At 72.7% G+C, this 25,676-nt stretch carries 17 protein-coding genes, 1 tRNA gene and 1 riboswitch; of the genes, 4 read left to right on the top strand and 14 right to left on the bottom strand.

The annotated features are described in order from the left end of the window. Positions 1-37: 37 nt before the first annotated feature. Positions 38-122 (bottom strand) — tRNA-Leu (locus tag ACGF12_RS08445). A gap of 299 nt (positions 123-421) precedes the next feature. Here ACGF12_RS08445 and ACGF12_RS08440 point away from each other — a divergent pair. After that, positions 422-1,195 (top strand): ABC transporter ATP-binding protein, encoded by a 774-nt coding sequence (locus ACGF12_RS08440; protein WP_393027217.1) that lies wholly within the window; start codon positions 422-424, stop codon positions 1,193-1,195. Between the two features lie 65 nt (positions 1,196-1,260). Next, positions 1,261-3,819 carry an ABC transporter permease gene (locus ACGF12_RS08435; RefSeq protein ID WP_393027215.1) on the top strand — a complete coding sequence of 853 codons (2,559 nt, stop codon included), beginning with the start codon at positions 1,261-1,263 and terminating at the stop codon, positions 3,817-3,819. A 178-nt stretch (positions 3,820-3,997) separates the two neighbouring features. Here the strand turns inward: ACGF12_RS08435 and ACGF12_RS08430 are convergent, their stop codons facing one another. From ACGF12_RS08430 to ACGF12_RS08400, 7 genes are all read right to left on the bottom strand, one after another. Further along, a complete protein-coding gene (locus ACGF12_RS08430; protein ID WP_393027213.1) occupies positions 3,998-5,365 on the bottom strand; it encodes an NAD(P)/FAD-dependent oxidoreductase in 1,368 nt (455 codons plus the stop codon). A 428-nt stretch (positions 5,366-5,793) separates the two neighbouring features. Further along, positions 5,794-6,729: an exopolyphosphatase gene (locus tag ACGF12_RS08425; RefSeq protein ID WP_393027254.1), complete on the bottom strand. Its 936-nt coding sequence runs from the start codon at positions 6,727-6,729 to the stop codon at positions 5,794-5,796. 2 nt (positions 6,730-6,731) lie between these two features. Beyond that, positions 6,732-7,403, bottom strand: a complete 672-nt coding sequence (locus tag ACGF12_RS08420) for a DUF501 domain-containing protein (protein WP_393027212.1) — start codon at positions 7,401-7,403, stop codon at positions 6,732-6,734. Continuing rightward, positions 7,375-7,845 carry a septum formation initiator family protein gene (locus ACGF12_RS08415; protein WP_393027210.1) on the bottom strand — a complete coding sequence of 157 codons (471 nt, stop codon included), beginning with the start codon at positions 7,843-7,845 and terminating at the stop codon, positions 7,375-7,377. Before ACGF12_RS08415 ends, ACGF12_RS08420 begins: the two co-directional genes overlap by 29 nt. Positions 7,846-8,035: 190 nt before the next feature. Next, the gene (gene eno / locus ACGF12_RS08410) at positions 8,036-9,325 is read right to left on the bottom strand and encodes a phosphopyruvate hydratase (protein WP_393027208.1); all 1,290 of its coding nucleotides are present in this window, start codon (positions 9,323-9,325) and stop codon (positions 8,036-8,038) included. Between the two features lie 266 nt (positions 9,326-9,591). After that, on the bottom strand, positions 9,592-10,389 hold the full coding sequence (locus ACGF12_RS08405) for a transglycosylase family protein (protein WP_393027206.1): 798 nt from the start codon (positions 10,387-10,389) through the stop codon (positions 9,592-9,594). Between the two features lie 4 nt (positions 10,390-10,393). After that, a riboswitch (cyclic di-AMP (ydaO/yuaA leader) is annotated at positions 10,394-10,560 on the bottom strand. Between the two features lie 210 nt (positions 10,561-10,770). After that, positions 10,771-12,060, bottom strand: a complete 1,290-nt coding sequence (locus ACGF12_RS08400; protein WP_393027204.1) for a cytochrome P450 — start codon at positions 12,058-12,060, stop codon at positions 10,771-10,773. A 267-nt stretch (positions 12,061-12,327) separates the two neighbouring features. Here ACGF12_RS08400 and ACGF12_RS08395 point away from each other — a divergent pair, with 267 nt between their 5' ends. Continuing rightward, on the top strand, positions 12,328-12,753 hold the full coding sequence (locus tag ACGF12_RS08395) for an SDR family NAD(P)-dependent oxidoreductase (RefSeq protein ID WP_393027202.1): 426 nt from the start codon (positions 12,328-12,330) through the stop codon (positions 12,751-12,753). A gap of 4 nt (positions 12,754-12,757) precedes the next feature. Here the strand turns inward: ACGF12_RS08395 and ACGF12_RS08390 are convergent, their stop codons facing one another. From ACGF12_RS08390 to ACGF12_RS08375, 4 genes are all read right to left on the bottom strand, one after another. Further along, positions 12,758-13,795: a MazG family protein gene (locus ACGF12_RS08390; protein WP_393027200.1), complete on the bottom strand. Its 1,038-nt coding sequence runs from the start codon at positions 13,793-13,795 to the stop codon at positions 12,758-12,760. 355 nt (positions 13,796-14,150) lie between these two features. Next, positions 14,151-15,803: a protein kinase gene (locus tag ACGF12_RS08385; protein WP_393027198.1), complete on the bottom strand. Its 1,653-nt coding sequence runs from the start codon at positions 15,801-15,803 to the stop codon at positions 14,151-14,153. After that, positions 15,800-16,396: a hypothetical protein gene (locus tag ACGF12_RS08380; protein WP_393027196.1), complete on the bottom strand. Its 597-nt coding sequence runs from the start codon at positions 16,394-16,396 to the stop codon at positions 15,800-15,802. Before ACGF12_RS08380 ends, ACGF12_RS08385 begins: the two co-directional genes overlap by 4 nt. A gap of 282 nt (positions 16,397-16,678) precedes the next feature. Then, complete coding sequence (locus ACGF12_RS08375) at positions 16,679-18,856, bottom strand: N-6 DNA methylase (RefSeq protein WP_393027194.1); 2,178 nt, start codon at positions 18,854-18,856, stop codon at positions 16,679-16,681. 206 nt (positions 18,857-19,062) lie between these two features. Between ACGF12_RS08375 and ACGF12_RS08370 the strand changes: the two genes are divergently transcribed. Next, entirely contained in the window at positions 19,063-19,707 is a 645-nt protein-coding gene (locus tag ACGF12_RS08370) for a DUF4352 domain-containing protein (protein WP_393027192.1), read from the top strand. 135 nt (positions 19,708-19,842) lie between these two features. Here ACGF12_RS08370 and mfd read toward each other — a convergent pair whose 3' ends face one another. Further along, complete coding sequence (gene mfd / locus ACGF12_RS08365) at positions 19,843-23,472, bottom strand: transcription-repair coupling factor (protein ID WP_393027190.1); 3,630 nt, start codon at positions 23,470-23,472, stop codon at positions 19,843-19,845. A gap of 738 nt (positions 23,473-24,210) precedes the next feature. Next, positions 24,211-25,650 (bottom strand): hypothetical protein, encoded by a 1,440-nt coding sequence (locus ACGF12_RS08360; protein WP_393027188.1) that lies wholly within the window; start codon positions 25,648-25,650, stop codon positions 24,211-24,213. Between the last annotated feature and the right edge of the window lie 26 nt (positions 25,651-25,676).

Here is a 25,676-nt window from a genome sequence, read left to right as displayed (position 1 = left end):
CCCGACGGGGACGCCGACGGCGCCCCCGCGGGTCGAGTGGTGCCCGGAGCCGGACTCGAACCGGCACGGCCTCGCGGCCAAGCAGTTTTAAGCTGCCCGTGTCTGCGTTCCACCATCCGGGCGTCCTGCGAAAGCATCCCTGAGCCTAGTCGCCCGGCTCGCCCTTTCGCATGTTCCCAGCCCGGGAAGTTGTCGTGTTTCCTTGCCATCTGACGAACTGTTCGGGATTTCGGCCACGAAGCACGGTGATTCCGGCCACCGGGCCTCTCTCAGGGTTGTCCTCATACCGCAGGAGGAGAAGCCAGCCCCACCCGTACGCCCAGCGGCGGTAGGGCCAACCCTTCGGCGGAGCGACGCCAGACCATGATCACGTCACGGAGCATGGAGGTACACGTCAGCCAGCCAGCAAGGAGTAACCCCCGTGACCACGTCGACCGCAACCGCCGTCCTCACCGGTCGGGCGGCCGCCCGCGCCACCGGCCTGAACAAGGTCTACGGGGAGGGGGAGACCCGCGTCGTCGCCCTCGACGACGTCAGCGTCACGTTCCCCCAGGGCGAGTTCACCGCCATCATGGGCCCCTCCGGCTCCGGCAAGTCGACCCTGATGCACTGCATGGCCGGCCTCGACACCGTCTCCTCCGGCTCCACCACCATCGGCGACACCGAACTCGTCGGCCTCAAGGACAAGCAGCTCACCCAGCTGCGCCGCGACCACATCGGCTTCATCTTCCAGGCCTTCAACCTCCTCCCCACCCTGACCGCCCTGGAGAACATCACCCTCCCGATGGACATCGCCGGCCGCAAGGTCGACAAGCCCTGGCTCGACCGCGTCGTCGACACCGTCGGCCTGTCCGGCCGCCTCAGCCACCGCCCCTCCCAGCTCTCCGGCGGCCAGCAGCAGCGCGTCGCCTGCGCCCGCGCCCTCGCCGGGAAGCCCGACATCATCTTCGCCGACGAACCCACCGGCAACCTCGACTCCCGCTCCGGCGCCGAGATCCTCTCCTTCCTGCGCAACTCCGTACGCGAACTCGGCCAGACCGTCGTCATGGTCACCCACGACCCCGTCGCCGCCTCCTACGCCGACCGCGTCGTCTTCCTCGCCGACGGCCGGATCGTCGACGAACTGCACGCCCCCACCGCCGACACCGTCCTGGACCGCATGCGTCGCTTCGACGCCAAGGGCCGAACCAGCTGAGGCGACACCCAGTCAGGGCCCCACGGCCCGCCGACCCGCTTCACCGAACCTTCCCAGGACACCTCATGTATCGCACCGCTCTGCGCAACGTGCTGGCCCACAAGGGTCGCCTACTGATGACGGCGCTGGCCGTCATGCTCGGCACCGCCTTCGTCGCCGGCACCATGGTCTTCTCCGACACCTTCGGCAAGGCCCTGCGGGACAGCAGCTCCAAGAGCTACTCGGACGTCTCGGTCCAGGTCGTGGACAACGCGGCCGGCTCCGACGCCTCCGCCAGGCAGAGGAGCGAGAGCAGCCCCACCGTCCTCGACGACGCCACCGTCCAGCAGCTGGCCGCCCTGCCCGGCACCGCCACCGCCCGCGGCGTGGTCAGCGGCTTCACCGGGGTCGCCGACCACAAGGGCAACCTGATCGGCCAGGTCTGGTCCGCCAAGGGCGCCAACTTCGCCCCGGGCCAGGACGGCAGGGACCCGCGCTACCCGATGGCCGAGGGTCAGGGCCCGAAGGACGCCAAGGAGGTCGCCCTCGACCGCAAGACCGCCGACCGGGCGGGCTACAAGGTCGGCGACACCGTCCGGGTCGCCGTCAACGGACCGGTGATCGAGGCGAAGCTCACCGGGATCTTCACCACCGACGACCCGGTGGTCAGCACCGGCGGCACGCTCACCCTGTTCGACAAGGCCACCGCCCAGCAGACCCTGCTGGAGCCGGGCCGCTACAGCAGCATCGTGCTCACCGCCAAGCCCGGCACCTCCGAGGACGCGCTGCTCGCCCAGGCCCTGCCCAAGATCCCGTCCGACCACCAGTTCGTCGTCAAGACCGGTGCCACGCTCAACGTCGAGGAGCAGGAGCAGATCACCAAGGGCACCGACAGCATGCGCACCATGCTGCTGGTCTTCGCCTTCATCTCGCTCTTCGTCGGCATCTTCATCATCGCCAACACCTTCACCATGCTGGTCGCCCAGCGCACCAAGGAGCTCGCGCTGCTGCGGGCCATCGGCGCCAGCCGCAAGCAGGTCACCCGTTCCGTGCTGATCGAGGCCCTGCTGATCGGCACCGTCTCCGCGGTGGCCGGCCTGCTGGCCGGCGTCGGGATCGGCGCCGGGATGCAGGCCCTGATCGGCTCGCTGAACGAGGACATGCCGAACGGCTCGCTGGTGATCAGGCCGCTCACCGTCGTCATGACCATCGTGGTCGGCGTCCTGGTGACGGTCCTGTCGGCCCTGCTGCCGGCCCTGCGCGCCGCCCGGATCGCGCCGGTGGCCGCGATGAGCAGTGGCGACCAGCCGACCAGCCAGAAGAGCCTGGTGGTCCGCAACACCATCGGCTCGGTGCTCGCCGGCGGCGGTCTCGCGCTGATCGGTTACGGCGCCTCCACCGGCGACGACAGCGGCCGGATGCCGGTCGGCGCGGGTGCCTTCCTGGCCCTGATCGGCGTGTTCGTCCTGCTGCCGCTGCTCTCCCGCCCGGTGGTCGCGCTGGTCGGCCCGCTGCTGCGGGGGCTGGGCGGCACCCCGGGCAAGCTCGCCCAGCAGAACGCGGTGCGCAACCCGCGCCGCACCGCGGCCACCGCGGCCGCGCTCACCATCGGGCTGACCCTGGTCACCGGCCTCACCGTGATCGGCACCTCGGTCGGCGACACCATCGACCGGGCCGTCACCAAGTCGATGAAGTCCGACTACATCGTCTCGGCCGCCAACGGCATGAACCTGTCCGGCCAGGTGCCCGCCCAGATCGCCAAGGCCCCCGGGGTCGCGGCCTCCTCGCCGATGACCGCCACCTCCTGGAAGCTCAACGGCGCCCGCCAGGTGATCACCGGCCTGGAGCCGGACACCTTCGACCGGATCGCCGAGGTCAAGCTGACCAGCGGCTCCAGCGCCGCGCTCGGCAAGGGCCAGCTGCTGGTGGACCAGGACGTCGCCGCGAAGTTCAACGTCACCACCGGCTCGACGATGACCGCGTCCTTCCCGGACGGCTCCAGCGGCCAGCTCACCGTCGGCGGCGTGTACGAGAAGGGCGGCATGCTCGGCCCGGTCCTGCTGGCCAACGGCGAGATCGCCAAGCACGAGTCGAAGCCGTACATCGCCGACGTCCTGGTCAAGGGCAAGGACGGCGCCACGGCCGAGCTCAAGCAGTCGCTCAAGGACGCCACCGGCGCCAACCCGGTGATCGAGGTCAAGTCCAAGCAGGACGTCCGGGACGACTTCAGCCAGGTCATCACCTTCGCGCTGAACCTGATGTACGGCCTGCTGGGGATGGCGGTCCTGATCGCGGTCCTGGGCGTGATCAACACGATGGCCATGTCGGTCTTCGAGCGCAAGCGCGAGATCGGGATGCTGCGGGCGATCGGCCTGGACCGCCGGGGCATCAAGCGGATGGTCCGACTGGAGTCGGTGGTGATCTCCCTGTTCGGCGCCGGGATCGGCCTGCTGCTCGGCTGCTTCATCGCCTGGGCGATCAACGGGACGCTGAAGTCCAGCCTCGCCGGGCTGACCACCGTCCTGCCGTACGGCCAGCTGGCGCTGTTCCTGGCGCTGGCCGGGGTGGTCGGCCTGGTGGCCGCGATCTGGCCGGCCCGCCGGGCCTCCAAGCTGGACATCCTGTCGAGTATCAAGACCGACTGACGGTCCGACGGACACAGCGAGAGCCCCTGCCGGAGGGTTTCGGCAGGGGCTCTTCTACTGCTGTACTCCGCCCGGTCGCACGGCCGGCTGAGCACCACGGAGGTCGTGGTCCGGCGTCGCTGCCGGGCGGAGGGCCTCCGACTCATACCCCGGCGCTCCCACACCGGGGTCCAGTCGCTTACTTGCTGGCGAGCTCCTTGTCGGCGGCCGGCTTGGCGGCCTCGACGGGCTTGGTGGGCGGCGTGACCTCCTGGATCGGCAGCTGCGGCCGCTCCATCTGGGAGAGGCCGACCATCTCGCGCTTCAGGAACATCGCGAGGGTCCAGTCGGTGAAGACGCGGACCTTGCGGTTGAAGGTCGGGACCATCGCGCCGTGGTAGGCACGGTGGAACCACCAGGCCAGGCGGCCCTTCAGCTTGACCTTGCCGAAGAGGATCGCGACACCCTTGTGCAGGCCGAGACCGGCGACCGCGCCCAGGTTCTTGTGCTTGTACTCCTTCTGCGGGAAGCCCCGCATGCCGGAGATCACGTTGTCGCCGAGGACGACGGCCTGACGGCAGGCGTGCTGCGCGTTCGGCGGGCACCAGGCGCCCTCACCGGAGGCGAGGTCCGGGACCTGGGCGTTGTCGCCGGCGGACCAGACGTAGTCGAAGCCCTGGACCTGCAGGGTGGCCGCGGTGTCGACGTGGCCGCGCGGGCCCAGCGGCAGGCCGAAGTTGGCCAGCACCGGGTTCGGCTTGACGCCCGCCGTCCACACGATGGTGGAGGCGTCCATCTCCATGCCGTTCTTCAGCATGACGTGGCCGTCGATGCAGGAGTCCATCGAGGTCTCGATGTAGACCTCGATCTTCCGCTCCTCGAGCTTCTCCTTGGTCCACAGACCCAGGTCCGGGCCGACCTCGGGGAGGATGCGGTTGGCCGCCTCGACCATGACGAAGCGCATGTCGTCACGGCTGACGGTCTTGTACAGCTTCGACGCGTCGCGCGCCATGTCCTCGATCTCGGCGATCGTCTCGACGCCGGCGAAGCCACCGCCGATGACGACGAAGGTCAGCGCCTTGCGGCGGACCTCCTCGTCCGTGGTGGACTCGGCCTTGTCGAGCTGGGCCATGACGTGGTTGCGGAGGCCGATGGCCTCCTCGACCGTCTTCATGCCGATGCCGTTCTCCGCCAGACCCGGGATCGGGAAGGTGCGGGAGACCGAGCCGGTCGCGACGACCAGGTACTCGAAGGGCAGCTCGTAGCTGTCGCCGGCCGCGGGCTGGATGGTGGCGACCTTGCGGGCGTGGTCGATGCCGGTGACAGAACCGGTCAGCACCTCCGCCTGCTTGAGGGCGCTGCGCAGCGGCGCGACGAGGTTGCGGGGCGCGACGTTGCCGCCGGCCGCCTCGGGGAGGAAGGGCAGGTACGTCATGTACGACCGCGGGTCCACGACCGTGACGGTCGCTTCGCCGTAGCGCATCTTCTTGAGGATGCGCATCGCGGCATACAGGCCGACGTAACCACCGCCGACAATGAGGATGCGAGGACGCTCCGTGGTGCTCATATCCGAAAGTATCCAGCACCGTCCGGAGCAGCCTTCGTGAGCCCGGTCACAAGCGCATGGACACCCCGTGCTACACTCCGCCCCCACAAAAACGGCACCGGCGCACCAGCTCACAGCCCCCGACAGCGCCCCGTGAACACACGCCGGAGCACCACCCTGCTGAGCAGCAACGATCCGTGCAGCACCTGGGTTCCCGCGTGTGATTTCGATTTTCAAACCTCAAGCAAGGCCTGACCTGCGATCCAGCGGGCGTGACCACCGACAGGCCTTCGGTCTCACAATTCGGGCGTAGCGGGCCCCGGGGTGCGACGAATGACCCGATCGCCATGTGAAGAAATTCACGAACATTTCCGCCCGTGCCCGGGCAAGCCCCGGCCCCGGCACCCAGGAAGGGGTGCCGGGGCCGGTTCCGTAAGCCGTGCGGGCCGTCAGGACGCCGTACTCCAGGCGATGCCGTCCAGGATGTCGTGCTCGCTCACGACCACCTCGGCGGCGCCGGTCCGCTCCATGATCTCCAGCAGCTCCAGCGCCCCGGCCGCGATCACGTCCACCCGGCCCGGGTGGATCGAGGGGATGGTCGCGCGCTCGGCGTGGGTGGCGCCGAGCAGCCGGCGGGCGATCCCGGCGACCTGCTCGCGGCTGATCCGGGAGTGGTGGATCCGCTCGGAGTCGTACTCGGGCAGGTCCTGGGCGATCGCGGACACCGTGGTGACCGTCCCCGCGAGACCCACCAGGGTGGCCGCGCCGGTCAGCGGGACCACCTCCTCGGCCTTGTCGAGCTCGGCCCGGACGTGCGCCCGGGCTTCGGCGATCTGCTCCTCCGAGGGCAGCTCGGCGCCGCCGAAGTGCCGCTCGGTGAGCCGCACGCAGCCGATGTCCACCGAGCGCGCCGCCTGCACGTCCGCCCCGCCGAGCACGAACTCGGTCGAGCCGCCGCCGAGGTCGAACACCAGGTACGGCGCGGGGAACTGGCCGCTGGTCAGCTCCTTGGTGGCGCCGATGAAGGACAGGTGCGCCTCCTCCTCGCCGCTCACCACCTCGGGCTCGACGCCCAGGATGTCGCGCACGCCCTTGACGTACTCGTCGCTGTTCTCGGCGTCCCGGGAGGCGCTGGTGGCGACGAAGCGGGTGCGCTCGGGGCCGACGCCGAAGCCGGCGATGATCTCCTTGTACTCCCGGCAGGCCGCGAAGGTGCGGGCCAGCGCGTCCGGGTGCAGCCGGCCGGTCCGGTCCACGTCCTGGCCCAGCCGGTTGATGATCATCCGACGGTCGAGGTCGGTGATCGCGCCGGTCTCCGGGTCGAGGTCGGCGACCAGCAGGCGGATCGAGTTGGTGCCGCAGTCGATCGCGGCCACGCGGGTCATGCTCACTCGGACTCCTGCTCCCGGGCGGATTCCTCGGCGGAGCGCTTCTTGGCGGCGCGCTCGGCCGTCTTCTGCTGCTTGGCCGCGATCACGGCCTCGTGGTCCTGCTCCTTGGCGCGGTTGCGGGCGACCCGCTCACCGGCCGCCTCGACCTCGGCCGGGGAGACGCACGGGCCCTTGGCCCACCAGTCCTCCAGCATGCCGATCGCCTCGTCGCCGAGCGGGTTGACGCCCTCGCCGGCCGCCAGCGAGTGGCCGACCAGCACGTGCAGGCACTTCACCCGGTCCGGCATGCCGCCGGCGCTCGGGAAGCCCTCCAGTACCTCGATCGCGTCGCGCCGGGCGATGTAGTCCTCGTGCGCCTTCTGGTAGGCGGCGGCCAGCTCCGGGTCCTCGGCGAGCCGGGCGCTCTGCTCCTTCATCACGCCTTCCGCCTCCAGGGTGCCGATCAGCGAGGCGGCCTTGGGGCAGGTCAGGTAGTAGAGCGTCGGGAACGGCGTGCCGTCCGGCAGCCGGGGGACCGTCTCCACGACGTCGGGGTTGCCGCAGGGGCAGCGGTGCGCGACACCGCGCAGGCCGCGCGGCACCCGGCCGAGCTGGGCGGCGATGGCCGCGACGTCGGCGTCGGAGACGGCGGGGTGGTTCTCAGTGGTCATGGGGGGTGGGGTCTCCAACGGGGGACGGGGGGAGCGGACGGGGGGTCGCGGGGGCCAGCGCGACGGTGTCGGCGGCGTCCACCGAGTCCCAGACGCTGGCGTACCAGGGCTTGGCGGCCGCCTGGGCCGAACCGCCGGAGGAGGCGGGTGCGGCGGGCGCGGAGGGCTGGACGGCCGGGCCGGCCGGATTCACCGCGATGTACGGGGTCTCCCCCGGCACCGCGTAGTGCAGCCGGGCGCGGGCCTGCGCCTTGACGTACTCCGGGTCCTGCCAGCGGGCCTTGTCCCGGCGCAGCTGGTCGACCTGCTGGCGCACGTGGTCGGCCTTCGCCCGCTGGGCGGAGATCTCGGCGCGCTGGGAGATGAACTGCCGCGTCGGGTAGGCGAGGATCGCCACCAGGGAGCAGAGCACCAGGACGAGGACGGTCGCCCGGCTCGTGAACCGGGGTCGGGCCGCCAAGCCCGGGATCCTCCAGCCAGCCATCTCCCGTATCCCCTCCTGGTCGCGACGGTGCCCCGCCGTCCACCCTACGGGGTGTGCGGCGGGGCACCGGTCAGGCTTGCGCTGGCTCGGCTGCTCAGCCCTCGTACTTGCTGTGCTCACTCGCCTGCGGAGCGACTGCGCCTACTGGTCCGCGGAGCGACTGTGCCTACTGGTCCGCGGAGCGGAAGCGCGGGAAGGCGCCGCGGCCGGCGTACTCGGCGGCGTCGTCGAGGATCTCCTCGATGCGCAGCAGCTGGTTGTACTTGGCGACGCGCTCGGAGCGGGCCGGGGCACCGGTCTTGATCTGGCCGCAGTTGGTGGCGACGGCCAGGTCGGCGATGGTGACGTCCTCGGTCTCGCCGGAGCGGTGCGACATCATGCAGCGGTAGCCGTTGCGCTGGGCCAGCTCGACGGCGTCCAGGGTCTCGGTCAGCGAGCCGATCTGGTTCACCTTCACCAGCAGCGCGTTGGCGGTGCCGGTCTCGATGCCCTTGGCCAGGCGGGCCGGGTTGGTGACGAACAGGTCGTCACCGACCAGCTGGACCTTGTCGCCCAGCTTGACGGTCATGGCCTTCCAGCCGTCCCAGTCCGACTCGTCCAGCGGGTCCTCGATGGAGACCAGCGGGTAGGCGGCGACCAGCTCGGCGTAGTACTCGATGAGCTCGGCGGCCGACAGGGCCTTGCCCTCGAACTGGTAGGCGCCGTCCTTGTAGAACTCGGAGGCGGCGACGTCCAGGGCCAGCGCGATGTCACGGCCGGGCACGTAGCCGGCCTTCTGGATGGCCTCGGTGATGAGGTCCAGGGCCTCGCGGTTGCTGTCCAGGTTCGGCGCGAAGCCGCCCTCGTCGCCGAGGCCGGTGGACAGGCCGCGCTCCTTCAGCACGCCCTTGAGGGTGTGGTAGACCTCGACGCCCCAGCGGACGGCCTCGGAGAAGGACTCCGCGCCGATCGGGGCGATCATGAACTCCTGGATGTCGACGTTGGAGTCCGCGTGCGAGCCGCCGTTGAGGATGTTCATCATCGGGACCGGCAGGACGTGCGCGTTCGGGCCGCCCAGGTAGCGGAACAGCGGCAGGTCGCTGGCCTCGGAGGCGGCGTGCGCGACGGCCAGCGAGACGCCCAGGATGGCGTTGGCGCCGAGCGAGGACTTGTCGGGGGTGGCGTCCAGGTCGAGCATGGCCTGGTCGATCAGGCGCTGCTCGGTGGCGTCGTAGCCGACGAGCTCCGGGCCGATCTGCTCGATGACGGCCAGGACGGCCTTCTCGACGCCCTTGCCGAAGTAGCGGTTCTTGTCACCGTCGCGCAGCTCCAGCGCCTCGAAGGCGCCGGTCGAGGCACCCGACGGGACGGCGGCACGACCGGTGCTGCCGTCGTCGAGGCCGACCTCGACCTCGACCGTGGGGTTGCCGCGCGAGTCGAGGATCTCACGGGCTACGACGACATCGATGGACGGCACGAGGCATCTCCTTGCGGAAGCAGGGTCCGGCTGACGGTGGTGCTGTCAGCGGGACGATTGCGGAGTCGTTACGACCCAGAGCCTAACCGCCCGGACTCCCAGGGCCACGTTGGCCTCGGTCCCGTCTCAGCGTGTGGCCCTACTACCCCCCGGTAGTTCACCTGCTTGTCCCAGCTTGTCCCCCCGGCGCGGACGAATGCGGACGAAGGAGGCCGGGCGCGGCCCCCTTCGTCCCCGGGGTGTTGTTCGAGGTCCTACGGACCGGTTCAGCCGAGGTGCAGGACCTGGCCGGGCATGATCAGGTTCGGGTCGCCGCCGACCGTGCCGCGGTTGCCGTCGTACAGCGCCTGCCAGCCGCCGGACACGCCCTGGACGGCGGCGATGCTCGACAGGGTGTCACCGGAGTGGACGGTGTAGTCGTGGCCGGCCGGGGCGGCCTGGGCCGGCTGGGCGGCACGCGGGGCGGCGTGCTTCGGAACGTACTGCTGGACCGGCTGCTCCGCGGGCGTTTCGGCCTGCTTCGGGGCGGCGTGCTTCGGTGCGTACGGCTGGGCGGGCTTCGCGTCCGCCTTGGGGGTCTGCTGCTTCGGAGCCTGCTGCTTCGGGGCCTGCTGCTTGGGCGTCTGCTGCTGGGGGGCGGACTGCGGCTTGGCGTCCGAGGAGGTGTCGACCGCGGCCGGGGCACCGCCCTTGCTCAGGCCCGCCTTGACGGAGCAGACCGGCCAGGCGCCCGGGCCCTGGGAGGCCAGCACCTTCTCGGCGACCGATATCTGCTGGCCCTTGCTGGCCTGGTTGGCCTGCGGCGCGTAGGCGGTGCCGCCGTACGCCTTCCAGGTGCTGGAGGTGAACTGCAGGCCGCCGTAGAAGCCGTTGCCGGTGTTGATGCTCCAGTCGCCGCCGCTCTCGCACTGGGCAACGGAGTCCCAGGCGGAGGCCGGGGCGGCGGAGGCGCCGGTGGCGGCGAGGAGCGGCATCGCGAGTCCGACGCCGGCCACACCGGCGACGGCGATGGCCTTCTCGGCCTGGGTGCGACGACGGTGACGGCCAGTTCCAACGAACAGCATGAAGGGTCCCTCTCCGCACGCCTGCGAGGTGAGCTGTCGGGTTCGGACCGGGAGGTGGCCCGGCCGCCGTGCGCGGAAACGTTCCGCTCGGGCGGCTTCACCCCAAGCCGTGGAGGACGGCAACAAACCTGGTTCCCCCGCCCCTGCCCAAGGGTCTGGTCGGTTTCCCGTGGCGCGGCGGGCAGGATTCGGCGTTCCGCGCACGAGGTCCGCAGCTGCGAACTCCAGGGAGACTAGACAGATCCTCAGACCGATCACAAGCTCATATCGTCGACATCACACCGGAATTACGGCACGTGATCAATCGCCTACCAACTGCACCTGTTTGTCCGGATTGATGGGCGTTCACACCGTCATCAGGAGGGTGTCAACGACGCCCAGTCAGCGTGTCGGAGCCTCAGGAAGGGCATGTGGAGACCGGATCTCGGGACTGAATTCGACCGGAAGTTCGCGCAATCCACGCATGATCAGGCCACCCCGCCAGCGGAGATTCTCCGGAGTTTCAGCCAGTCGCAGATCGGGAAGCCGGGAAAGCAGCGTGGCCAGCGCGACACGTCCTTCGAGCCGGGCCAGCGGGGCGCCGATGCAGTAGTGGATGCCGTGCCCGAACCCCAGGTGGGGATTGTCGGTTCGGGCCAGGTCGAGGGTGTTCTCGTCCGCGAACCGGTCCGGGTCGCGGTCCGCCGCCGCCAGTACCACCAGCACCGGATCGCCCACCGGGATGTCCACCCCGCCGATGGTCAGCGGCCTGGTCGCGAACCGCCAGGTCGCCAGCTCCACCGGCCCGTCGTAGCGCAGGAGTTCCTCGATCCCGGTCTCCAGCAGCGCGGTCTCCCCGCGCACCACCGACTCCTGCAGCAGCGCCCGCTGCCCCGGGTTGCGCAGCAGCGCGTACGTCCCGTTGCCGATCAGGTTGACGGTCGTCTCGAAACCGGCGAACAGCAGGATGAAGGCCATCGCGGCCGCCTCGTTCTCGGTCAGGTGCTCGCCGTGGTCACTGGCCCTGATCAGGCCGGAGATCAGGTCGTCACCGAGATCGGCCCGCTTGCGGTGGATCAGCTCCAGCAGGTACGCCCGCATCCGCTTCACCGCCCGCCCCACGCCGCCGCGTTGGCCCCCACCATGTCGGATCATCATCCCGGCCCAGTCACGGAAGTCGTCCTGGTCCTCGGCCGGCACGCCCAGCATGTCGCAGATCGCGTAGATGGGGAGCGGGAAGGCGAACTCGTGGATCAGGTCCGCCGAGCCGCGCTGCGCGAAGCCGTCGATCAGCCGGTCGGTGAGCTGCTGCACCCGCGGCTCGAACTCGGCCACCCGGCGCGGCGTGAACGCCTTGGACACCAGCCGGCGCAGCCGGGTGTGGTCCGGCGGGTCGATGTTCAGCAGGTGGGTCATCAGGTCCGCCTGGCGCTCCCCCGGGATGCCCACCCGGCCGGTGCGGTGCGCCTGCTCGCTGTGGTGCGCCGGGTTCTTCGACAGCCGGCTGTCCGCCAGCGCCTGCCGGGCGTCCGCGTACCGCGTCACCAGCCAGGCCTCCACGCCGCTCGGCAGCCTGGTGCGGTGCACCGGGGCGTGCTCACGCAGCCAGGCGTAGGCCGGGTACGGGTCGGCGGCGAACTCCCAGGTGAAGAGCTGCGGGGCGGGCTGGGCGGCGTCGGACTGAGCAGGCATGGGTCGACCGTAGCCGCTGGGTCGGGCGCGTCCCGACCGTTCCCGACCGTCAACACGTCGCGAACGGCGCGCGAGCGGGTCGCCAACGCTCCGTGGACGGCCGGTGGACGGTCCGTGGACAGCTCTTGGACAGCTCTTGGACAGGTGGCAGGCGTGAGTCTGGTCACCTGCGGGGTAATCCCTGTTGCGGAGGGTCAGGTCGTGCCTACGATCCTCCGCAGTATGCGTGGGCGCCGGTGCGGTGTCGCCCACAGGGAGGAGCAGACCATGCGGGTCAGCGGGGCAGTCGTCGTCATCGCGGTACTCGACGGCGGTTCGGGAGCCGGCCTCGCCCGCCGGTTCACCGCGGCCGGCGCCGCCGGGATGCTGATCGCCGACACCCACGTCGGTGTCGCCGAGGACCTCGCCGCCGAACTCGACCGGCCGGGCTGCCCCGTCGTCGGCGTCGGCGCTGACATCCGCCGCCCCAGCGACGTCGCCGCCCTGGTCGACACCGCCGAGAAGCACCTCGGGCCGATCGACCTCTTCTGCGTCGCCGGCCCGAACGGCGAGCGGATCGTCTCCCTCGCCGACCTGCCCGACCACCTCGACCTGGAGCGCCTCGCCGAACTCCTCGCCCTGGTCGGCGAGGCCATCGGCGAGCTCGTCCCGCCGCAGCGGCGCCCGACCGGGCACACCGCCACGGCGGCCTGAGCCGCTACTCCGGCTTGAGCCCCTCGGCCGCGCGCACCGCGTCCCGGTAGCCCCGCGCGGCCGAGCGCAGCGCCGCGTCCACGTCCACCCCGGCGTCGTGCGCCCGCTGCGCCACCGCCAGCAGCAATCGGCCCGCCGACTCCGCGGTCAGCTCCGCCGGCAGCTCGTACGGCTCGTCCGGCACGCCCTCGAACCCCGCCCGGCGCACCCGGGACACCAGCTTCGCCGCGTACGCCAGCGCCGGCAGCCCAGCCGGCACGCCGTCCAGCACCGACTCCCGGTCCGCCTTCTCCGCCGCCTTCAGCTGCTCCCAGTTCGCCTCCACCTCGGCGGCGCCCTCGGCCTCGACGTCCCCGAACACGTGCGGGTGGCGGTACACCAGCTTCTCCACGATGTCCCCGGCCACGTCGTCGATGGTGAACGGCCCGGTCGGGTGCTCCTCGGCGATCCGGGAGTGGAAGAACACCTGGAGCAGCACGTCGCCCAGTTCCTCGCGCAGCGTGTCCCGGTCCCCCTCCTCGATCGCCTCGACCAGCTCGTACGCCTCCTCGACCAGGTACTTCACCAGGCTCTCGTGCGTCTGCTCGGCGTCCCACGGGCACCCCCCGGGCGAGCGCAGCCGGTCCATCACCGACACCAGGTCCAGCAGCCGCGAACCGGGCAGGTCGTACGAACCCGGCAGCACCTCGATCTCCGGCACCTCCCCGGCGTGCTCCACCGCCAGCCGCGCCAGCGCGTCCGTCAGCCCCGGATCCCCGTCCGGGCTCCCCAGCCACACCGTCGGCCCCGCCCCGGCCGGCTGCTCGGTCAGCATCCGCGCCAGGGCCGGCGCCGACTCCGCCGCCGCCACCTCGACCGCCACCCCGGCCTGCCGCACCGCGGCCACCTGCGGATGCCCCTCGTCCCCCACCAGCACCCGCCCGGCCGACCGCAACGCCTCCCACGCCGGCCACGCCAGCAACCCGGGGGCCACCCGGTGGGTGGTGGTCAGCAGGATCAACTTCGCGCCCGCACTGTTCGTCGGCACAGCATTCGTCGTCACACCTCGAACCTACCCGCCCCTCGACGGAAGGGCCGGGCCGCGGGCAGACCCGTCGCCCCCGGTGACTTCCCGCCCCCGAACCCGGCTCCCGAACCACACGCTCAACCCGCCCCACCGCCCTCCGGCACCCACGGAAGATCGGGCCCCGATCTGGCGGACCGCCAGGCCGGACCCACCGACTGGCACAGGACGTCGAACCGGTCGACCTCCCGCTCCTGCACGAGCGGCAGACGGTTGACACCAAGCGGCAGGCGAGGGCGGCGGATTGCCAGGAGCAAGGAGCCGGAGCCAACACCACGAGCGAGCTCGGACCCGAGCCCACCGACTCCCCGCTGCCGCAGAAACGGGTCGGGGGTCAGCGCGTGGGGGGCCAGGGGGTGGAGTGGTGGGGCTGAAGGGTGGTGAGGGATTGGCGGAGGCGGCGGACGGAAGGGTGGTGGGGGCCGTCGCGGCGTTCGCGTTCGAGGAGGACTTGGAGGAGCCAGTGCCAGGCGTTCTGGGGGTCGCCGGTGGCGGCGAGGTGGAGGCCGATGCGTTCGCGGAGGTCGTAGGCGCGCTCGGGGTCGGTGTCGAGGCCGGATTCGAGGCGGGCGGTGTGGGCGGCGAGCAGGACCTGGTACTCGGCGAGGGCTTCAGGGCCGTGGCCGAGTCGGTCGAGGCAGAGGGCGGCACGGTAACGGTGGTCGAGGCCCTGGGGGCCGTGCGGGCCACCGTCCGCGGTGGCGGCGAGGCGGCGGTACTCGGGGAGGGCCTGCTGGGGGTGGCCCTCGTGGAGGAGGGTGCGGGCGTAGATGGTGCGGATGGTGCGGACCAGGGGCGCGCTCTCGCCGAGGTCGGCCTCGGCGCGGGGCAGCAGGCCGGCGGCGAGGCCGAGGACCTCGGCGTGGCGTCCGGCGTCGACCAGGTCGGAGAGGCGGGCGCACTCCGCGCCGAGGTCCGGGCCCGAGGGGACGGCGGGAGGTGTCGAAGGGGCGGGAGGTACGAGGAACGGCCTCGGCTCCGAGCGGACCACCGGGGCGGCGGCCGCCACGGCCGACGGCTGCGGCTGCGGCTGGTGCGGGTAGCGGAAGGGGCGTGCGGGGTCGGGCAGCGGTGTGAGGCGCGGCTGCAGTGCGCCCTCAGTCGGGGGCAGCAGTGGGAGCAGCTGCGCGTACACCGTCTGGGCGTCGGCGGGGCGGTCGGCGGGCTGCTTGGCGAGGAGGTCGAGGACCAGTCGTTCCAGCGACTGCGGCACCTCAGGGCGCAACTCGCGCAGCGGGACGGGCGGTTCGTCGACGTGTCGGCGCAGGACGCCGAGGGCGGTGGGCGCCCGGAAGGGCTCCTCGCCGGAGAGCATCTCGTGCAGCAGGCAGCCCAGCGAGTAGAGGTCGCTGCGCGGGTCGGTGGTGGCGGCGAGGGCCTGCTCGGGGGCCATGTAGGCGGGGCTGCCGATGGGCACGCCGGTGAGGGTGAGACGGGTGGTCTCGGTGTCGAGGGCGGTGGCGATGCCGAGGTCGAGCAGGACGGTGCGGCCGTCCGTGCGGACCATGACGTTGCTCGGCTTGAGGTCGCGGTGGACCACCGGGATGGCGTGGACGGCCGCCAGTGCCCCGCAGAGCTGGGCCGCGACGGCCACCGCGCGCTCGACCGGGAAGGGCGCGTCCTCCGCGATGAGGTCGGCGAGGCTGACACCGGGGACGCGCTGCATGACGAGGTAGAGCTCGCCCTCGTCCTCGCCCGCGTCGAAGACGGTGACCAGGCCGGGGTGGTCGAGCGCGGCCGTCACTCGGCACTCGCGCAGGAAGCGGCGACTCAACTCGTCGCCGTGACGGCGGCGTTCGGTGCTCGTGGCGCCGGTGCCGAACCCGCTGCCGGAGCCGCCGGGCAGCAGGTGTTCGGGGCGGAGCAGTTTGACGGCGACCGGGCGGTGCAGCCGTTCGTCCTGCCCGGCCCAGACCTGGCCCATGCCGCCGTGGCCGATCTTCTCGGTGAGCCGGTAGCGTCCGGCGATCAGCCTGGTGCCGGTCACGAGCCGCCCTCGCTGGCCTGACGTCGCAACAGTTCGCCGAGTTCACGCAGGTCGTGGGCCGTTTCGGCGGCCGGGGCGGGGGCCGGGACCGCGGCCGGGGCGGGGGCCGCGGCCGGGGCGCCGTACCCGGGCACGGTGGCCGCGTACGGCGAGACGGCCTGCGGTGCGTACGGCGAGCCGACCGGCGGCCCGTACGACGGAGCGGCCGGCAACACGGTCGGCGGCCCGTACAACGGAGCGGTCTGCGGAGCGGCCGGCGTCCCGTACGACGGACCGGTCGGCGAGGTCGGGTACTTGGACGCGGGACGGCCGGCCTCCCAGACCGCGCGGCTGTCCATCGCCAGGAAGTGCACGGTCGGCGTGAACCACAGCACGCCGAGGGTGATCCCGCCGGTGACGTCGGCGGTCGGGTCCTTGAGGCTGCCCGCGATCCCGGCGGAGACGATGAGCGTCAGCAGCAGCGCGCAGAACACCACCGCGCCGACGATGTCGTACGCCCGCCTGCGCCGGACCGCCAGCAGCAGCGCCGGGACCGCGCCGAGCAGGCCGAAGGACAGCAGCGGGGCGAGCGCGCACAGCACCCGGAGGGTCACCCCGAACCGGCCCGGGACCGGGGCCCGCCCGGCAGCCGGGGCGGCCCCCGGAACTGACCCCGGAAACGCGCCCTGAACCGGCGCCGGACCGTACGGCGGGCCGCCGGGCGTCGGTCCGTACGGCCCGGGTTGATGCCCTGACATGTGTGCTCCTGAGCTGGAGGGAACCGGCGCCGACCGTGACACGGACAGCCCAGCACACCGTACCGCCCGGCCCGGCGGCCCCGGAGTCCTTCGGTCCGGTCGATGCCGAGCCGACGCCTGGCCGGTACTGAACCGACGTCAGTCCTCCGGCGGCGCCAGGACACCCGTCGCCAGCGCGTCCGTCGCGGCCCGGGCCAGGGTGTGGCCGAGGGCGGCGGCCTGGGTGAGGGCGGTGTCGAAGGCGGCGAGGCGGGCGAAGGCGGCGCCGAGGCGCCGCTGGGCGGGGAGCGGGAGGCGGGGCAGTTCGACACGGCGGATGTCGAGGCGGGCGGTGGTGGTGGCGTGGCTGGCGGCGCGCCGGGTGCCGGCGGTGGAGCGGAACTGGCCGGCCAGGAACTCCGGGTCGAGCGCGGCGGGGTCGGGCCGCAGCAGATGGAGTTGGCGGCCGAGGGCGGCACCGACCAGCGGGCCCTCGGCGGGAACGACGCGGGCTGCGCCGCCACCGAGCGCCGGGACCAGGACGTCGCCCGGGCGGGTGCGGATGTCCCCGGCGGTACCGGCGGTACTGGCGGTACCGGCAGCGTCCGTGGCGGCGAGGACGGCGCTGGGCGGGGCGCCGGTGGCGAGGTCCTGGTCGGTGATCACGGGGGTACCGCCCGGGGCGGCGCCGGCCGGACGGGTGGCGGCGCCGGTGCCGGAGGAGTGCACCTCCAGCGCGCCGCTGCGGACCAGCTCGCCCACGGTGACCACGCCGGCCGGGACCGCGCCGACGGCTGGTTCCGCACCGGGCTGCGGGAGCAGCCCGACCGGGTCGGCCAGGCCGGCCAGCAGCTCGGCCAACCGGACACCGAGGTGCGAGAGTTCGGCCGCCCCGCCGAGTCGGACGGCGGGCGGGACGTGTCGGGCCGGGGAGAGGTCGGTCTCGTCGTCCAGCAGGTCGATGGCGGCCATGGTCCGGTGGACCCCAGGGCGGTCGGCGGGAACCGGCAGGCCCTCCCGGGCGGCGAGGTCGAACCCGCGCCAGGAGTCCAGGACGACCCGGCGCAGTTCGGGCCAGTCCACCTTGTCCCGACCGCCCTCCGCGGCCGCCGGGCCCGCGGTCCGGGCCGGACCGGCCGGCGCCGCCCCGGCGTCGACCAGCAGAACCTGCCGGAAGTCGTCACCCGGCTTGGGGGCGCGGAGCACCCAGAGGTGCAACGGGACGCCGTACGGCGGGGCGGCCCCGGCGGGCAGCGCGATGACGGCGCGCAGGGCGCCGGTGCGGAGCAGCTCGGCCCGGATACGGCGGCCGGCCCGGCGGGCGGCGACGGCCGGCGGGAGGAGCAGGGCGGCGAGGCCGCCGGGGCGGGTGTGGGCGAGGCAGTGCAGCACCCAGGCCAGTTCGGACTCGCCACGCGGCGGGACCAGGCCGCCGAGCCAGCGGGTGTCGAACTGCAACTCGTCGTGGCCCCAGTCACGTTCGTTGTACGGGGGCTGGCAGAGCACCGCGTCGAAGGTGTCCCCGGGGTAGCCGTCGGCACGCAGGGCGTCGCCGGTGCGCAGGTCGAGCGGGAGCGGGCCGGGTTCGTCGGCGGGGGTGTGCAGGGCGAGCCGGAGCCGGGTGAGGGCGGCCGCGACCGGGTCGGCGTCCTGGCCGTAGCGGCCGGTGGTCGGCGGGTGGGCGAGCAGGACGGCGCCGAGGCCGACGGCCGGGTCCAGCACGGTGGCGGGGACTCCGGCGACGGCGGCGAGCAGCTCGGCGGCCTCCGGCGGGGTCGGGCTGAGCTGACGGGTGTTGGCCTCGGCGTGGCGGGTGAGCAGTTGCTCGTACGCGCCCGCCGGACCGGCCTCGGCCGCGAGGGCGGCGAGCAGCCGGGCGAGGTCCAGCTGGGTGCTCCCGAGCAGGTTGGGCAGACGCAGGTCGCGCGGGCCGTCCGGACCGAAGGTGTGAACGGCGGTGTCGGCGACGACGCGGGGCAGCGCGGTGGCGAGCCGGGTGTCGGGCTGGTCGGCGAGTTCGGCCCAGCGCCCGGGGGCGCGGTGCAGCAGCAGGAGCACGGCGCCGGCGTCGACCAGCGGGGCGGCGGGGTGGCCGGCCGGGTCGCGCAGGGTGTCGATCAGCTGCCAGACCCGTTCCAGCAGCGGGAGTTCGGCGATCTTGCCCTGGGCGCGCAACCAGGACTCGACCTCGTCGAGCGCGAAGGTCGGACTGGTGTCGGTGCCGCCGACCGGACGGGGGAAGTCGGGGTGGCGGCGGCGCCAGTTGCTGACCGCGGCGCGGCCGACGCCGGCCAGCCGGGCGATCTCGACGGCGGTCACTTCGGGGCGGTCCGGCACGGGAGGCTCCTTCGATCGGGGTGACCGCGCGGCACGGCGCTGTGACCGCACAGCATAGCGACACCGCTCTCCGGCTCCGTTCACGTGTGAACAGAGCTCTTTCGTGATTCCCCATTGACACGGTTCACGGCCGGTGGTGTGATTTCCCCGTCGCCACCGAGCAGGGGCGGCAGCCACCAGCACCGTCGACCACCGGGAGAACAGCCATGTCCGCCACCGCCCGCCGCACCACCAGCGCCCGCCGCACCCGCCGCACCGCCGCCCTGCTGCTCGGCGCCGCGCTGGTCTCCCTCACCGCGACCGCCTGCAACTCCACCGGCGGCGCCTCCGTCTCGACCGAGGCGAAGCAGACCGCGGCCACCTCCGCCGCCCCCGGCTCCGCCCAGCCCGCCGCGGGCGGCGCGGCCGGCAAGTCTGCCGACACCCCCAAGGCCCCCGCCAAGGTCGCCGACACCATCGCGCTCAAGAGCACCGACACCGGAAACACCGCCGACGTCACCGCGGTGAAGGTGGTCGACCCGGCCGAGAGCGCCAACGAGTACCTCAAGCCCGCCGACGGCAAGCGCTACGTCGCGGTGCAGTTCCAGATCAAGGCCACCGGTGCCCAGGCCTACTCCGAGGCCCCGTTCAGCAGCGCCAAGGTCGTGGACACCCAGGGCCAGGCCTACGGCGCGAGCCTCGCGGAGACCAAGGCCGGCCCGGCCTTCCAGACCCCCACCAACATCGCCCCCGGTGACACCGGCAAGGGCTTCGTCACCTTCGAGGTCCCGAACGACGCCAAGCTCGACAAGGTCCAGTTCGCCCTGGACAACGGCTTCGCCAGCCAGATCGGCCAGTGGAAGATCGGCTGACGCCCGACGCCTCCGTTCACAGCGCGCACCACCGCGCGCCGGACGGACGGACCCCGGACGGACAAGGCCCCGGACAGATGGAACGGCGGCCCCGGGCAGAGCCCGAGACCGCCGTGAACCACCGACCAGCCGGTGCTACTTCTTCGCCCCCGCCAGGTCGTCGAACATGGCCGACAGGAACTCCGTGCACCAGCCCAGCAGTTCCCGCCCGACCAGCGGCTTGCCGCCGATCCGACCGGTGCTCGGCCGGGGCACCAGCAGCTGCCGGGCCGCCGCCTTGACCTGGCTGCGCGGGTAGAGCCGGTTCAGCCGCAGCTCCTGGGACTCCCGCAGCTCCACCGGCCCGAAGCGGATGTTCGAGCCCTGCAGGGTGATGTCCGAGATCCCGCACCGCCGGGCGTACAGCCGCAGCGCCGCGACCAGCAGCAGGTTCTCCACCGGCTCGGGCAGCTTGCCGTAGCGGTCCACGAGTTCGTCCCGGACCTGCTGGATGTCCGACTCCGAGTTGACCGCCGCGATCGAGCGGTAGGCCTGCAGTCGCAGCCGCTCGCCGGGCGCGTAGTCGTGCGGCACGTGGGCGTCGACCGGCAGCTCGATCTTCACCTCCAGCGGCTCCTCCTCCGGCTCGCCGCCGTTCGCCAGCGACTCGCGGAACTCGGCCACCGCCTCGCCGACCATCCGCATGTAGAGGTCGAAGCCGACCCCCGCGATGTGCCCGGACTGCTCGCCACCGAGCAGGTTGCCCGCGCCGCGGATCTCCAGGTCCTTCATCGCGACGTACATGCCGGCGCCCATCTCGGTGTGCTGGGCGATGGTGGCCAGCCGCTCGTGCGCGGTCTCGGTGAGCGGCTTCTCCGGCGGGTACAGCATGTACGCGTAGCCGCGCTCGCGACCGCGCCCGACCCGGCCGCGCAGCTGGTGCAGCTGGGAGAGGCCGAAGGTGTCGCCGCGCTCGACGATCAGGGTGTTGGCGTTGGAGATGTCGATGCCGGACTCCACGATCGTGGTCGACACCAGGACGTCGAACTCCTTCTCCCAGAAGTCGACGACGACCTTCTCCAGCTGGGTCTCCCCCATCTGTCCGTGCGCGGTGGCGATCCGCGCCTCGGGCACCAGGTCCTTCAGCCGGGCGGCGGCCTTGTCGATCGACTCCACCCGGTTGTGGATGTAGAACACCTGGCCCTCGCGCAGGAGTTCACGCCGGATCGCGGCCGAGATCTGCTTCTCGTCGTACGGCCCGACGAAGGTCAGCACCGGGTGCCGCTCTTCCGGCGGGGTGGTGATGGTGGACATCTCGCGGATGCCGGTGACCGCCATCTCCAGGGTGCGCGGGATCGGGGTCGCGGACATGGTGAGCACGTCCACGTTGGCGCGCAGCTTCTTCAGCTGCTCCTTGTGCTCGACGCCGAAGCGCTGCTCCTCGTCGACGATGACCAGGCCGAGGTCCTTGAACCTGGTCTCGGAGGAGAACAGCCGGTGGGTGCCGATGACGACGTCCACCGAGCCCTCGAACAGCCCCTCCAGGACCGCCTTGGCCTCGCTGTCGGTCTGGAAGCGGGAGAGCGCCTTCACGCTGACCGGGAAGTTGGCGTACCGCTCGGCGAAGGTGGAGAAGTGCTGCTGCACCAGCAGGGTGGTCGGCACCAGCACCGCCACCTGCTTGCCGTCCTGCACCGCCTTGAACGCGGCCCGCACCGCGATCTCGGTCTTGCCGTAGCCGACGTCACCGCAGATCAGCCGGTCCATCGGGACGGACTTCTCCATGTCCGACTTGACCTCGGCGATGGTGGTCAGCTGGTCCGGCGTCTCCGCGTACGGGAAGGCGTCCTCCAGCTCGCGCTGCCACGGGGTGTCCGACCCGAAGGCGTGCCCGGGCGCGGCCATCCGCGCCGAGTACAGCTTGATCAGGTCGGCGGCGATCTCCTTGACCGCCTTCTTGGCCCGCTGCTTGGTCTTCGCCCAGTCCGCGCCGCCGAGCCGGTGCAGCGTCGGGGCCTCGCCGCCGACGTACTTGGTGACCTGGTCCAGCTGGTCGGTCGGCACGAACAGCCGGTCGCCGGGGTGGCCGCGCTTGGCGGGGGCGTACTCCAGCACCAGGTACTCGCGGGTGGCGCCCTGGACGGTGCGCTGCACCATCTCGACGTACCGGCCGACGCCGTGCGCCTCGTGGACGACGTAGTCGCCGGCCACCAGTGCCAGCGGGTCGATCGCGTTGCGGCGCCGGGACGGCATCCGGCGCATGTCCTTGGTGGAGGACTTCTGGCCGGACAGGTCGGTCTCGGTGACGACGGTGAGCTTCAGGTTCTCGTCCACGAAGCCGTGCTCGATCGAGCCGCAGGAGACGTAGACGACGTCCCGGGTGGGCGCCTCGGCGAGGTCGGCGACCAGCCGGGCCGGGATGCCCTCGTTGCCCAGCACCTCCGCGAGCCGGGAGGCGGGCCCGTGGCCCTCCGTCACCATGACGACCCGCCAGTCGGCGGCCAGCCGCTCCTTGGCGTCGGCGATCGCCCGGGCGGTGTCACCCCGGTAGGCCTCGACGGCGCGCATGCCGAGGGTCAGCGTGTTGGCATCGAACTCCAGGATGCCGTCGACGGAGGACTCGCTGGTCGCGAACGGGCTGACGGACCACCAGGGCAGCCCGATCTCGTCGGCGTGCTCGCGCACCTCGGCGAGCGAGCGCAGCGAGGCGGCGGAGACGTCGATGGCCTCCAGGTCGATCGGCCGGTCCCCGCCCGCCGCCGCCGCGACCCAGGAGGCGTGCAGGAACTCCTGGCTGGTCGCCACCAGGTCGCCGGCCCGGGTGCGGACCCGCTCCGGGTCGCAGACCACCGCGACCGAGCCGAGCGGCAGCACGTCGAGCAGCAGCTCCATGTCGTCCACCAGCACCGGCGCCAGCGACTCCATGCCCTCGACCGCGATACCCTCGGCGATCTTGTCCAGGATCTCGGCCAACCCGGGGTGTGCGGCGGACAGTTCGGCGGCCCGCGCCCGCACCTCGTCGGTCAGCAGCAGCTCGCGGCAGGGCGGCGCCCACAGGCCGTGCTCGGCGATCTCCAGCGAGCGCTGGTCGGCGACCTTGAAGTAGCGGATCTCCTCGACCTCGTCGCCCCAGAACTCCACCCGCAGCGGGTGCTCCTCGGTCGGCGGGAAGACGTCCAGGATGCCGCCACGGACGGCGAACTCGCCGCGCTTCTCGACCAGTTCGACCCGCGCGTAGGCGGCCGCGGCGAGCCGGCGGGCCACCTCCTCCAGGTCGTGCGACTCACCGCGCCGGACGGCCACCGGCTCCAGCTCGGCCAGCCCCTTGACCTGCGGCTGCAGCACCGAGCGGACCGGGGCGACGATCACCTGCACCGGCCCGGCCGCCGGGTCGTCCGCCCGCGGGTGCACGATCCGGCGCAGCACGGCCAACCGGCGGCCGACGGTGTCCGAACGGGGCGACAGCCGCTCGTGCGGCAGGGTCTCCCAGGCCGGGTACTCGGCGACGGCGTCGGCGGGCAGCAGCGAGCGCAGCGAGGCGGCCAGGTCCTCGGCCTCCCGGCCGGTCGCGGTGACGGCGAGCACCGGGCGGCCCCGGTCGCCGGCGGCCTGCCCGGCCAGCGCGCGGGCCAGCGCGGCGATGGCGAACGGCCGGGCGGCGGGCGGTCCGACCAGGTCCAGGTGGCGGCGGCCGCCGGCCGCGGCTCCGGTGGCGGTGGCCGCGTCGATCGCCTCGGCGAGCGCCGCGTCGCGCGCCACGACATCGAGCAGTCCGGTCAGGCTCATCTGGGGTCTCTTCTTCGTCCCGTGGCTGGTGCTGCCTCCGGGCGGCGAAGGCCCGCCGGGGCAACGCGAACGGCCCGGCGCGCCGAGCGGCCGGGGGTCTCCAGCCTACGCCGCGGCACGGACGGGCACGCGGTGTACGACCCCGGCGGGGCCGGGCGGGGACGAACCGGTGGCCACGGCCCCACAGCTGTCAGGGACACGACCGCAGACGAACCACTGGACGGAACACCGGACGACCGGTGGACGAACCAGCCGGGCGCCGCTCCACATCCGGGCTCCGCCATCCGCCACGAACTGGACATATTCCGGTCACTGGCCGTCCATGGAGATCGCGCACCATGGTGAATGTGCCCGCCGCACCCAACCGTGGGGGATGGCTGTGGCGGCACTGTCGCACCCCCGATGGGGGTCGGAGGTGCGAGGCCGGGCGGCCCTGGGTGGGGGCGCCCGCCAAAGCGCCGGGAACCGTGGCGCCCTTTCCTGGAGGGCGCCACGGGTCTCGGCAGCGGCGCTTCGTCCACCCGTTCACCGCCCGGTCCGCCCGCAGGTCGGCCCGGACGTAAACACCCGCCCGGTCGGCGAGGGCCGGACCGCCACCGCGGGAGCCGCTCGAAGGACCGCTACCGGCGCCGGCTGATCGACCGTGACGCGGAGGCCCCGACCGCCCGCAAGGAGACGGTCGGGGCCCAGGACGCCCGACCCACCCGGCAGATCACGGGTGAGGGCACGGATTGCGGGTCAGCGACGGCGGTAGGCCACTGTGTTGGGGGCCTCGTAGCCGCTGCCGTCGTCCACGATGATGATCTTCGGGACGATCCGGGTCTCGTCCTCGGACTCCCCGGCGCCCTCGCCGCCCTGCGCGCCGTCCCGGTCGGCCACCGCCTCGGGCGACGCGGCCGGCTTCGGCGGCACCGCGGCCGGGACGACCGGGCCGGTCACCACCGGTCCGGCGGCATCGGCCCCGGTCCCCTCCGCCTTGGCCGCGTCGGCCCTGGCACCGGCGGCGGGCCCGCCGACCACCGGCTGCCGCAGCACCGCCGTCGACTTCTCCGGGGCCTGCGCCGGAGCCGGCACGGGAGCGGGGGCGGAGGCGGAGGCGGGGGCGGGAGCGGGGGCGGAGGCGGGAGCGGGGGCGGAGGCGGAGGCGGGGGCGGGAGCGGGGGCGGGGGCCATCACCGAGGCCTTCCGCAGGTTCGGCAGCGGCACCTCCCCGGTGTCCGCCTCCGAGTCCACCGGCACCGCATCCGCCACCTCGTCCGCCGGGTCGCCGTCCTCGACCGCCTCCTCCAGCGGCTCGATCTGCCCGACCGCCGCGCCCGTGAGCGAGGCCAGCGTCGCCTTGATGTGGTCCAGGTGCTTCTGGACCGTCTCCAGCCGGGTGTCGAACGCCCGCTGCTCGCGCTCGCTCTCCGCGTTGGTCTTCTCGGCGTCCCGGCGGGCCTGCTCGATCAGCTGGTCGGCCTTGGCCTGGGCGTCGGTCTCCAGCTGCTTGATCTGGTTGAGCACGGTCTCCCGGTACTGCTCGGCCTCCTTGACCCGGCGCTCGGCGGTCTCGGAGACCTCGGCGTCCTCGGTGTCGGCCTTGGCCTGGGCCTCGGCGAAGGTCTCGTCGGCCTTGCGGCGCTTGGCGGCCAGCTCGGCCTCGGCGTGCTCGCTGGTCTCGGCGGCGGCCACCCGGACCTTGGCGGCGTAGGCGGTGGCGCTGTCCCGGGCGGAGCGGCTCTCCCGGTCGGCCTCGGCCCGGATGCCCTCGGCCTCGGCGCGGGTGCGCTCCTCGGTGCGGCGGGCGGCCGCGTCGGCCTCCGTGCGGGTGGTGGCGGAGTACTCCTTGGCCGCCTTGTCGAGCGCCTGCCCGGCCTCGTAGACCTCGTCGCGCAGGTCCTCGGCGAAGCGCTCGGCCTTCTCCTTCACGGCGCGGGCCTCGTTCCGCGCCATCTCGGCCAGTCCTGCGGCCTGCTCGCTGAGCACCTGGTAGTCAGGCTCCGGGGCCTCGTCTGCGGCGCGGCGGACCTCCGCCAGCCGGGTCTCCATCTGCCGGATCCCGGCACCCAGGACACTCAGCCGCTCCCACGCCTCGTCGCGCTGGGCGGTCAGGGCGACGAGCGCCCGGCCGACCTGCTCGGGCGCGTAACCGCGCCGGGCCTGGGTGAAGCCGTACTGGGGGACGGCGTCGCTCATGGGCTCTTCCCCTCGTTTCGCGGGCT

The sequence above is a fragment of the Kitasatospora sp. NPDC048296 genome, from assembly GCF_043201815.1.
Taxonomy (GTDB): Bacteria; Actinomycetota; Actinomycetes; order Streptomycetales; family Streptomycetaceae; genus Kitasatospora.
This window is presented reverse-complemented; position numbering and strand designations above follow the sequence as displayed.